The sequence below is a fragment of the Collinsella sp. OF02-10 genome (assembly GCF_003463445.1).
Classification (GTDB): domain Bacteria; phylum Actinomycetota; class Coriobacteriia; order Coriobacteriales; family Coriobacteriaceae; genus Collinsella.
Map to the genome: position 1 here is coordinate 60,201 of NZ_QSCW01000012.1, position 10,180 is coordinate 70,380.

Annotated in this window: 9 protein-coding genes; 8 read left to right on the forward strand and 1 reads right to left on the reverse strand. The window is 59.8% G+C overall.

Annotation, left to right across the window (positions count from 1 at the left end):
- The first annotated feature begins 3 nt into the window (after positions 1-3).
- From atpG to DXA43_RS07150, 5 genes are all read left to right on the forward strand, one after another.
- A complete protein-coding gene (atpG, locus tag DXA43_RS07130) occupies positions 4-912 on the forward strand; it encodes an ATP synthase F1 subunit gamma (protein WP_006235716.1) in 909 nt (302 codons plus the stop codon).
- Entirely contained in the window at positions 912-2,366 is a 1,455-nt protein-coding gene (gene atpD / locus DXA43_RS07135) for a F0F1 ATP synthase subunit beta (protein WP_055286334.1), read from the forward strand. Before atpG ends, atpD begins: the two co-directional genes overlap by 1 nt.
- A gap of 3 nt (positions 2,367-2,369) precedes the next feature.
- Positions 2,370-2,762: an ATP synthase F1 subunit epsilon gene (atpC, locus tag DXA43_RS07140; protein WP_006235718.1), complete on the forward strand. Its 393-nt coding sequence runs from the start codon at positions 2,370-2,372 to the stop codon at positions 2,760-2,762.
- Positions 2,763-2,850: 88 nt separating this feature from the next.
- Complete coding sequence (gene murA, locus DXA43_RS07145; protein WP_089573101.1) at positions 2,851-4,134, forward strand: UDP-N-acetylglucosamine 1-carboxyvinyltransferase; 1,284 nt, start codon at positions 2,851-2,853, stop codon at positions 4,132-4,134.
- 12 nt (positions 4,135-4,146) lie between these two features.
- Entirely contained in the window at positions 4,147-5,382 is a 1,236-nt protein-coding gene (locus DXA43_RS07150; protein ID WP_117806684.1) for an LCP family protein, read from the forward strand.
- A 397-nt stretch (positions 5,383-5,779) separates the two neighbouring features.
- Here DXA43_RS07150 and pepT read toward each other — a convergent pair whose 3' ends face one another.
- Complete coding sequence (gene pepT / locus DXA43_RS07155; protein WP_089573099.1) at positions 5,780-7,027, reverse strand: peptidase T; 1,248 nt, start codon at positions 7,025-7,027, stop codon at positions 5,780-5,782.
- A 120-nt stretch (positions 7,028-7,147) separates the two neighbouring features.
- On the opposite strand from pepT, the gene DXA43_RS07160 reads away from it, so the two are divergent.
- From DXA43_RS07160 to DXA43_RS07170, 3 genes are all read left to right on the forward strand, one after another.
- Positions 7,148-7,570 carry a metal-dependent transcriptional regulator gene (locus tag DXA43_RS07160; RefSeq protein ID WP_089573098.1) on the forward strand — a complete coding sequence of 141 codons (423 nt, stop codon included), beginning with the start codon at positions 7,148-7,150 and terminating at the stop codon, positions 7,568-7,570.
- 10 nt (positions 7,571-7,580) lie between these two features.
- Positions 7,581-8,474 (forward strand): homocysteine S-methyltransferase family protein, encoded by an 894-nt coding sequence (locus DXA43_RS07165; RefSeq protein ID WP_117806685.1) that lies wholly within the window; start codon positions 7,581-7,583, stop codon positions 8,472-8,474.
- Between the two features lie 158 nt (positions 8,475-8,632).
- Positions 8,633-10,033 (forward strand): phosphoglucomutase/phosphomannomutase family protein, encoded by a 1,401-nt coding sequence (locus tag DXA43_RS07170; RefSeq protein WP_117806686.1) that lies wholly within the window; start codon positions 8,633-8,635, stop codon positions 10,031-10,033.
- The last annotated feature ends 147 nt before the right edge of the window (positions 10,034-10,180 follow it).

Here is a 10,180-nt window from a genome sequence, read left to right on the forward strand (position 1 = left end):
CCCATGGCCAACCTTCGCGACATTAAGAAGCGAATCTCCTCGGTTACCACGACCAAGCAGATCACGCGCACGATGGAGATGGTCTCTACGGCCAAGATCCGTCGTGCCCTCGATCGCTCCAAGCAGGCCGAGCCCTATAAGGAGGCGCTGACCGACGTCATGTTGACGGTCGCCGGCGACGCCTCCTGTTCGGGCACCGATCCCATGCTGCAGAAGCATGAGAGCGTCAAGCATGGCCTGATTGTCGTTATTGCCTCGGACCGCGGCCTTGCCGGCGGTTTCAATACGACGGTGGAGCGCACGGCCGAAAAGCTCGCCGCTTCTTGGGCGAACGACGGCATCGAGTGCGAGATCATCGCGTGCGGGCGTAAGCCGGCCACGTATTTCCGTGACCGCGCAAACGTTGTCATGCACTTTGAGGGCAACTCCTCTGAGCCCGATTTCAATCAGGCCCGCATGATCTCCTCTCATATCTGCGATGCGTATCGTGCCGGTGAGCTTGACCGTGTCGAGCTTGTCTACCACCACGCCAAGAACCGCGTGGATCAGGAGCTTCGCGTCGAGCATCTGTTGCCGCTCGACCCCGAGATGATCGCTATGGCCCACGGTCCGCGTAAGAACGAGACCGACGCCCCTAAGCGCATCTCGTCCACGTTCGAGTTCGTGCCCTCTCCCGAGCATGTTCTCGGCAAGCTTGTGCCGTCTTATATCCTGACGGTCATCTACCAGGCCCTGATCGATTCGGCGGCTGCCGAGCAGGGTGCACGCCGCAAGGCCATGCACTCCGCGACGGAAAACGCCACCGCGATCATCTCGACCCTTACCCGCACGTATAGTCGCGTGCGCCAGGCTTCGATTACGACCGAGATTAACGAGATCGTCGGCGGAGCCTCAGCATTGGAGGAACAGTAATGGCTAATAACACCGTAAAGCTTGCGGTCGAGGAAGCCACCAAGAAGACGACTGCCGGTGATGGTCGCATCGTGCGTATCATCGGCCCTGTCGTCGACGTCAAGTTTGACGGCGCGGTGCCCCCGATCTACAACGCGCTCACGGTCGAGGCCGAGACCCCGATCGGTCATCTGAGCACGATCCTCGAGGTCGAGAGCCAGCTTCCGGGCGGCGTCGTCCGCACGGTCGCCATGTCCTCGACCGACGGCCTGCAGCGCGGCCTCATCGCCACCGATACCGGTGAGCCCATGAAGATGCCCGTTGGCCCCAAGACGCTCGGCCGCATTTGGAACGTCATGGGCAAGCCTGTCGACGGCAAGCCCATGCCTGAGGTGGAGGAGTTCTACCCCATCCACCATGCAGCGCCCCGCTTTGACGAGCTCACCACCAAGACCGAGATCTTCGAGACCGGCATCAAGGCCGTCGACCTGCTCGAGCCCTACATCCGTGGCGGCAAGACCGGCCTGTTCGGCGGCGCCGGCGTTGGCAAGACCGTTCTGATTCAGGAGCTCATCAACAACCTCGCCCAGGAGCACGGCGGCACCTCGGTGTTCACCGGCGTCGGCGAGCGTACCCGCGAGGGCACCGACCTTTATCTCGAGATGAGCGAGTCTGGCGTTATCGACAAGACCTGCTTGGTCTATGGTCAGATGAACGAGCCGCCCGGAGCGCGTCTGCGCATCGGTCTGGCCGGCCTTACCACCGCTGAGTACTTCCGCGATCGCGGCCAGGACGTTCTGCTGTTCATCGACAACATCTTCCGCTTCTCCCAGGCGGGTTCCGAGGTTTCCGCACTGCTGGGCCGTATGCCGTCCGCCGTTGGTTACCAGCCCACGCTGGCAACCGAGATGGGCGACCTCCAGGAGCGCATTACCTCGACCAAGACGGGCTCCATTACCTCCGTCCAGGCTGTCTACGTCCCCGCAGACGACCTGACCGACCCGGCGCCTGCCACGACGTTTACTCACCTCGATGCCACCACGGTTCTTTCGCGTAGCATTTCGTCGCTCGGCCTGTTCCCGGCTATCGACCCGCTTGCGTCTTCCTCCGACGCTCTCGATCCCTCGATCGTTGGCGAGGAGCACTACCGTGTCGCCGTCAAGGTCCAGGAGCTCCTGCAGGAGTACTCCGACCTTCAGGACATCATCGCCATTCTGGGTATGGACGAGCTGTCCGAGGAGCAGCGCCTTACGGTCAACCGTGCCCGTAAGATTCAGCAGTTCCTCTCGCAGTCCTTCCACGTCGCCGAGAAGTTCACCGGCAACCCCGGTGTCTACGTCCGCGTCGAGGATACCGTCCGCTCTTTTGCCGAGATTGTCGACGGCAAGGCCGATGACCTGCCCGAGCAGGCTTTCCGCTATGCTTCCACGATTGAGGACGTGCGCGAGCGCGCCCGCAAGATGGGGGAGAAGTAGGTTATGCGTATCCGCATCGTGTGCCCCGTGAGCTGCGCCTATGAGGGCGACGCTGCGTTTGTGTCGATTCCGTCCACGGATGGCGAGTTTGGCGTCCTGCCTGCTCACTCCAGCGAGATCTGCACGATCGACCGCGGTTACGTTCGCGTTTCCGATAAGGCCATGGGCACTGTCGACCACACGTTTGCCGTGGCCGGCGGCTATGCCCAGGTTGCGGACGATGTCGTGACCGTTCTCGCCGAGCGCGCTTGCGATTTGGCGACCGTCGATGCCGACAAGCTTAAAGCTGATATTCAAGGTTTTGAAGAGAAGCTGGGTAATTTGTCGGAGGATGATGCACGCCGCGCCTACCTCTATAATGAAATCGCATGGTGTAAGCTCAAGCTTGCCCAATAGTCAAACGATTTAGCGTTCGACCATTTGCGAACACATCATGCCCGGGATGGCCCAGCCACCCCGGGCATGCTTTTTGAAAGGGTAGACCTTGGATATTATCCGCGTTGAGGGTGGCCACGCCATCGGAGGCTCCGTGCCCGTCTCGGGCGCCAAGAACTCCGCGCTCAAACTCATGGCGGCAACGCTTCTGGCGCCGGGCAAGACGACGCTGCAGAACGTGCCCGATATTTCCGATGTCCACGTGATGGGCAAGGTGCTCAAGGGCATGGGCGCTACGATCGATGTTCTCGACGAGCACACGCTCGAGATTGATACCTCTCAGGTCGATTCATGGGAGGCCCCCTACGAGCTCGTTGCCAAGATGCGCGCTTCCACCGCCGTCATGGGGCCCCTGCTGGGCCGCTTCCATCGCGCCAAAATTGCCATGCCGGGCGGCTGCAACCTGGGTGCTCGTAAGATCGATATGCACATTCTTGGTCTTGAGGCCCTGGGCGTTGAGTTCGATACCGCCCACGGTTACATCAACGCTAATGCGCCCCAAGGTCTGCGCGGTACCACCGTCACGCTCGAGTTCGCCAGCGTCGGTGCGACCGAGAATCTCATCATGGCCTCTGTGCGCGCACAGGGCACCACGGTTATCGACAATGCCGCCCGCGAGCCCGAGATCGTCGATCTCGCTAACATGCTCAACGAGATGGGCGCCAAGATTGTTGGCGCCGGTACGCCCGTCGTGACTATCGAAGGCGTGGAAGAGCTCCATCCCGTTATCCATCGCGTGGTGGGCGACCGCATCGAGGCCGGTACCTTTATCGTCGCCGGTGCGTTGATGGCGGACGATCGCGGTGTCGATGTCACGGGCTTTTGCCCCATTCATTTGGGCATGGTGCTCAAGAAGATGGAGCTCATGGGTATCGACTGCGAGCGCGTCGAGGATGGCGTCCATGTGAACCGTGCCGAGCGTATCAAGCCGGTCGACATCCAGACGCTTCCGTTCCCCGGTTTCCCGACCGACATGCAGGCGCAGATTATGGTGCTCTCCGCCCTTGCCGACGGCAGTTCCGTTATTACCGAGAACATCTTCGAGAATCGCTTTATGTTTGCCTCTGAGCTGGTGCGCATGGGTGCCGACATTCGTATCGAGAGCCATCATGCCATGATTCATGGCGTCAAGGGCTTCTCGGGTGCACAGGTTACCTCGCCCGATCTGCGCGGCGGAGCGGCCCTCGTCGTAGCGGGCTTGATCGCCGACGGGACGACCGAGGTTTCGGCTATCCATCACATCAAGCGCGGCTACGAGCAGTTTGTCGAAAAGCTGCAGGCGCTCGGCGCGCATGTCGAGCATGCTACCGTCCCCGATCCCGTCATCTACTAATACAGGTTGCCTATGTTTAATAAAAAGCCCCTCGCAGATACCACCACCCGAAGACCCTCAACTGGTGCGCAGGCCAAGATCTACAGTCGCGATAACGTGGCTCGCTATTCCGAGCGCGCTCGCCAACGTCGTCGTAGCCACACGATTCGTCACGTCGCGCTCATTGTCGTGCTTGGCGTGCTGTTGAGTGCCACTACCGCTGCCGGCCTGTGGTTTGCCACCATTATGGGCAAGCTCGGCGATTCTAATGTCATTACCGACAATCTGCGTCGGGTTCTGGTTGACACCGATGAGGCAAAGGATCCGTTCTACGTGCTGCTTCTTGGTACCGACGGCCGTCCGGGCGAGGATACGTATCGTGCCGACTCGATTATCCTGGCACGCATCGACCCCACGCAAAAGCAGGCGACGCTCATTTCCGTTCCGCGCGACACCAAGGTCGAGTACAAGGGCGAGACCATGAAGATCAACGCCTGCCATACCGTTGGCGGCGCCGAGGCCATGGTCGAGGCGGTCAACGAGCTGTGCGGTGTTCAGATTTCCCACTATGCCGAGGTCAGCTTCGACGGTATGCAGGCGCTGATTGATTCGGTTGGCGGTATCGACATTAACGCAACCGATGATGTTGACGACCCCGAGCACCTGGATATTAAGATTACCGCTGGCCAGCAGCATATGGACGGTGCCACCGCCCTTACCTATGCCCGCTGCCGCTACACCTATGCCGACGGCGATTACACGCGCATGCGCCACCAGCGTCAGGTGCTTGGCGCCCTTGCCAACCAGATTCTCAATAACTTCGATGCCACGAAGATCTTTGGCCTGGTTAATTCGCTGTCCGATATGCTCGTAACCGATATGAGCGTTCAGGATATCGTGGCTACGGTCAACGCCATGCGCGGTATGGATGTCGGCGGTATCTACTCGGCCAACCTGCCCTCGTACGCCGACGACAGCACCATGATCGACGGTGTGAGCTACGTCTTTGTCTACGAGGACGAGCTCAAGGAAATGATGGAGCGCGTCGATGCTGGCAAGGATCCCAAGGGTCCCAACACCATGGGTCTTTCCGACGGTTCCAGCTCTACGATCGGCGACCTGAACAACAACACGTCTGACGATTACGCAAACGGTACCGCAACCTCATCGGTCAGCTCTGACGATTCCGATGACTCAAGCGATTCGAGCGATTCGGACTACTACGAAGAGCCCACCGGCGACGGCAACGGCTACGAAGCCAATTATTAGGGTTACGCGGGCTTACCAGCCCGCGTAACCAGTTGACGCTGCAAACCCGCCAGAGCGGCAATCTGCCTTTCAACTTCGGCGGCATGATCAAAAGATCAATGCCGCCTCGTTTCAAGGCACCTTGCTCGCTCTGGCGGGTTTTCGCTGTCGTTGCCAAAACATCGGCGTTGCCTTGGTCCGGACTAGTCGTTGGGTAGTCATTGGGGACGTTCTTAAACGACTAGTCAAACAAGAACGTCCCCAATGACTACCCACAAAGCGAGAGTGGATCTCGTCATTTTGCGGCACTTGGGGACGTTCCTTTTCTGCCGGCAGTTAGGGACACTCCCTGTACAAAAACCGCCCCGTCCTCTGTAGAGGACGGGGCGGTTTGTCTTTTAGGCTTGAGCGGCCAGGCTTATGCAAAGCGGGCGACGAGCTCCTGGAGCACGTCGGTCATCTTGACGAGCGAACTGACCGGGACGAACTCGTTGACGCCGTGGTAGCAATAGCCGCCGGTGGAAAGGTTGGGGCAGGGCAGACCGCGGAACGACAGCTGAGCGCCGTCGGTGCCGCCACGAATCGGCAGCACTTGGGGCTCAACGCCGCAGGCAAGGTAGGCTTCCTTGGCAACATCAATAAGCTCGGGATAGTCACGAACGATCTCGGCCATATTTCGATACTGCTGCTTAATCTCGACCGTCACGCGCTCCTCACCCAGACGCTGGTTGAGCATCGAGGCGGCGGCATCAATAAGGTCGAGTTTCTGCTGGAACTTGGCGGCATCGTGATCACGGACGATATAGCGCGCCGTGGCGTGATCGACGGTCGCAGATACACCCTCAAGGTGATAAAAGCCCTCGTAGCCTTCCGTATACTCCGGGCGCTGCACGTAGGGGAGCAACGCGTTGAAGTCGCAGAACAGATTGCCTGCGTTGACCATACGGCCCTTGGCGTCGCCCGGGTGGATGGACTGGCCCTCAAAGCGGATGGTCGCCTCGGCGGCGTTAAAGCACTCCCACTCCAGTTCGCCGATGGGGCCGCCGTCGACCGTGTAGGCGTACTTGCAGCCAAAGGTATCGATATCCAACAGCTCGGCTCCGTGACCGATCTCCTCGTCAGGGCAGAAGCAAATGCCGAGTGCGGGATGGGGCAGAGAGGGGTCCTGAGCGATACGCGCGACAAGCGACATGATCTCGGCGACGCCTGCCTTGTCGTCCGCGCCCAGCAGCGTGGTGCCATCGCTGCAGACCAGGTCCTCACCCGCGAGGTCGTTCAGGGCGGGAAGCTTGGCGGTGCTCATGGCAACGGGCTTACCGTCAACCGTGCCGCAGACCAGGTCGCCGCCTTCGTAGTGTACGATGTGCGGCTTCACGCCGGCGCCCGGTGCAACTTCGGTGGTGTCGAGATGGGCGATCAGGCCAAGGGCGGGCTTGTCCTCAGCGCCCGCACTTGCGGGGATATGCGCGCAGACATAGGCATGCTCGGTCACGTGGGCATCTTCCGCACCAAGCTCGCGCAGCTCTTCAGCCAGCACGTTGGCAAGGTCAAACTGAACGACGCTCGAGGGTACCTGGTCGCAGTTTGCATCCTCGGACTGCGTGTTGATCTGGACGTAGCGCAAAAAGCGCTCGAGGACATCGGGGTTCGTGGTGGTGTTTTCCATAAAGACCGCTCCAATCTTGGTCGTCGTGTGCAACAAGAACTCTAGCACGGTATGCCACGGCATACCGCGACGCTTGGATGGGGTAGAATCAGCCATTGAATGCAGAAGGGACGGAAGATCATGGATACGACAAATAGCTCGCGCGAACTACATCTGACGGTGGCGAACGAAGACTACTTGGAGTGCATGGTTCGCATTGAAAGCGAAGAGGGGGAAACCAACGGCGTGCGATCGGTCGACATCGCGCAGCGCCTTGGCGTCTCCAAGGCATCGGTCAATAAAGCGGTTTCGGCGCTCAAGGCATCCGAGCTTGTCGAGCAATCGCACTACGGCAAGGTAGTCCTGACCGATCGCGGCCGCGAGGTTGGCACGGCTATCTGGTACCGTCATCGCCTCGTCCGCACGTTTTTGGTTCAGGAGCTCGGTGTCGAATTTGAGCGAGCCGATTCCGAGGCCTGCATGATGGAGCATGCGCTATCCGAGGACACGATGAACCGCTGGCTCGCCTATCTCGAAAAGCAGGGAATCAGCGTCGAGGAATAGCGGGATATATATGGATACGAGTTATTACAATCGCTTTGGTGCCGAGGAACTTACGCGCCGCTTGTCGAGCGAGACCTTGTTGGCGCAGGGCCCCATGGGCAGTGTTCTGTTGAGTGGGTACGACGCCGCCGATATTCCACCGGCGTTTTGGAATCTGGCAGAGCCGCAGACCGTTTCTCGTATCCATCGCTTGTATGTCGCCGCCGGCGCGCAGGTACTCATTACCAATACCTTTCAGGCATCAAGCTATGCCCTCAAGCACGACCAGATTGCGCCGTCCGTGGCGGAGGTCAATCGCGGGGCCGTCGACGATGCCCGCCAGGCGCACCCTCAGCTGCTGCTGGGCTCGATGGGTCCGATCGGTATTGAGTGGTTTGCCGAGGACTCGGCCGAGTTTCGTGAGATCCGAGGCATTGCGCGCGAACAGGCGCACGCCTTGCTCAATGCTGGTGTTGACGGTCTGCTGATCGAGACGGTGACGTCTATCCGTAATTTGCAGCCCATGCTTGCCGGCGCCCGAGATGCCGCCGACGGCATGCCTGTTCTGGTGAGTTTTGTCGTTGACGATAAGGGCGACCTGTTGGGCGATGGCCTCAACATCGAGGCAGCCGTTTTGTACGCCGAAAAACACGGCGCAAACTCGGTTGGTGTTAATTGCTGTTCGCTTGCGGCCGCGAACGCGGCGGTGCCCAGGATGGTTGCATCGGCGACTACTCCCGTCACGGTGCGTCCCAACGTGGGCGATCCGGTCCAGACTCAGGATGGCCCCGTATGGCACGAGAATCCCGAAGCTTTCGCGCGCGCATGCATCGAATGGAGACATGCCGGTGCCGCAATGGTGGGCAGTTGCTGTGGAACCACGGCAATCACTACGGCAGCGATGGCCGAGGCGCTCGATATATAAAGGGCAAAACCGCTCCATACGGGGCGGTTTTTTTATTGCCTGCATGTCCTCGGCAGCATTTGCCCAAATGGTGAATGCTGGTGCCGGCAGGTTGCCGAGCGTGTATCGCGGGTATACCTCATGCGTACCATGATCCAAACACTGTGAGGTGTCTGCGCGTGTGCGCGATAATTCATTTTGGAACTGACGGTTGGCGCGCTCGCGTCGATGAGGACTTCACTGCCGATAACGTTGCCCGTATCGCCGATGCCGTCGGCGAGTTGTGGCAAAAGACCAATCCGGGCAAAACGGTATATATAGGGTTCGACACTCGGCCCCTGGCGCGCGAGTTCGCTGAGCTTGCGGCGGGTGTGCTAGCAGCGCACGGGCTAGACGCCGTGCTCGCTTCGCGACCTGTTCCGACCCCTGCCCTTACGTGGGCGGCGGCTTATGACGGTGAGGCGTGCGGCGCGCTCATGGTGACGGGGTCCCATCATCCGCAGGGTTATCTGTGTCTCAAGATTCGCATGGGTGACGGCTCGACCGCCAACCAGGATGTCATCGAAGAGCTCGAAGAGACCATGGCTCCCGAGCCAATGGGGATCGAGGGGCAATATCGCACCGCGGATATCATTCCTGACTATATGCAAGCGGTGGCATCGTTTGTCGATGCCGAAGCCATCCGCGCCGCGCACCTGCGCGTGGTTGTTGACCCCATGGGCGGCGCAGCCCAGGGCTATCTAGCCGACTTGCTGCGCGAGCTTGGCGTTGAGGTGCACGAGATTCACGCCGGGCAGGCGCCTGACCAAGAAGATATCTGCCCCGACCCCGTTGAGCCGTGGGTGGACGCTTGCGAGCATACGGTTATCGAGGACGGAGCTTGCGCTGGCCTGGTGACCGACGGCGACGCCGACCGTATCGGCGCGGTTGACGAGCGCGGCAGATATATACATCCGCATCAGATCATGGCGCTCGTTTTGGGCGACTTGGTTCAATTTCGTAATTTGGAGGGACGCGTCGTCGTCAATCTTTCGTGCTCGACGCTCGTGCGTCGCATTGCCGAGGCGCTTGGCTGCCGCGTGACCGTCAAACCAGTCGGTTTCAAATATATAGCGGCAGAGATGAAGAAGGGTGGCGTCCTCATAGGCGGCGAGGAAGCCGGTGGTATCGGCATCGCCGCGCATATGCCCGAGCGCGATGGAATCCTCGCCTGTCTGATTCTGTGTGAGCTTATGGCAAAGACGGACGCGCCTTTGGGCGTTCTGGTCGACCAACTCGAGGACAGATTTGGTAAGACGAGTTACGGTCGACGCGATTTACGCCTTGAGGCCGAAGATGCCGAAACGTTACGAACCCTGCTACCGGGCGTAAACCCCAAGTCGATTTGTGGCAAGGTGCCGCAAAACGTTAGTCATATGGACGGCTTGCGTCTGTCATTCGAGGATGACACGTGGCTGCTGGTCCGTCCTAGCGGGACCGAACCAGTGGTGCGCGTCTACGCCGAGGGGTTCTCGGTGGAAGAACGTGATGAGTTGCTCGATGCTGGCTGTGCTTTAGCTAGGGGAACGTATCCGCTTTAACCATGAGACTGCCTTATATAAAGAGATGCTCGGCGAGCGGTAGTTAACGGCTGGCAAACGTTAGTCGGATCCCAAATTGTGTAGGAAATGTGTACGCCCAGATTCCCGCCCCCGGCGCCCCTCCGGTCTGGCAATATATCTCCTTGC

Bases quoted from the DNA above. Each gene is read 5' to 3' on its own strand.
- atpG (WP_006235716.1), top strand. From the start codon at position 4: ATGGCCAACCTTCGCGACATTAAGAAGCGAATCTCCTCGGTTACCACG.
- atpD (WP_055286334.1), top strand. From the start codon at position 912: ATGGCTAATAACACCGTAAAGCTTGCGGTCGAGGAAGCCACCAAGAAG.
- atpC (WP_006235718.1), top strand. From the start codon at position 2,370: ATGCGTATCCGCATCGTGTGCCCCGTGAGCTGCGCCTATGAGGGCGAC.
- DXA43_RS07150 (WP_117806684.1), top strand. From the start codon at position 4,147: ATGTTTAATAAAAAGCCCCTCGCAGATACCACCACCCGAAGACCCTCA.
- pepT (WP_089573099.1), bottom strand. From the start codon at position 7,027: ATGGAAAACACCACCACGAACCCCGATGTCCTCGAGCGCTTTTTGCGC.
- DXA43_RS07160 (WP_089573098.1), top strand. From the start codon at position 7,148: ATGGATACGACAAATAGCTCGCGCGAACTACATCTGACGGTGGCGAAC.
- DXA43_RS07165 (WP_117806685.1), top strand. From the start codon at position 7,581: ATGGATACGAGTTATTACAATCGCTTTGGTGCCGAGGAACTTACGCGC.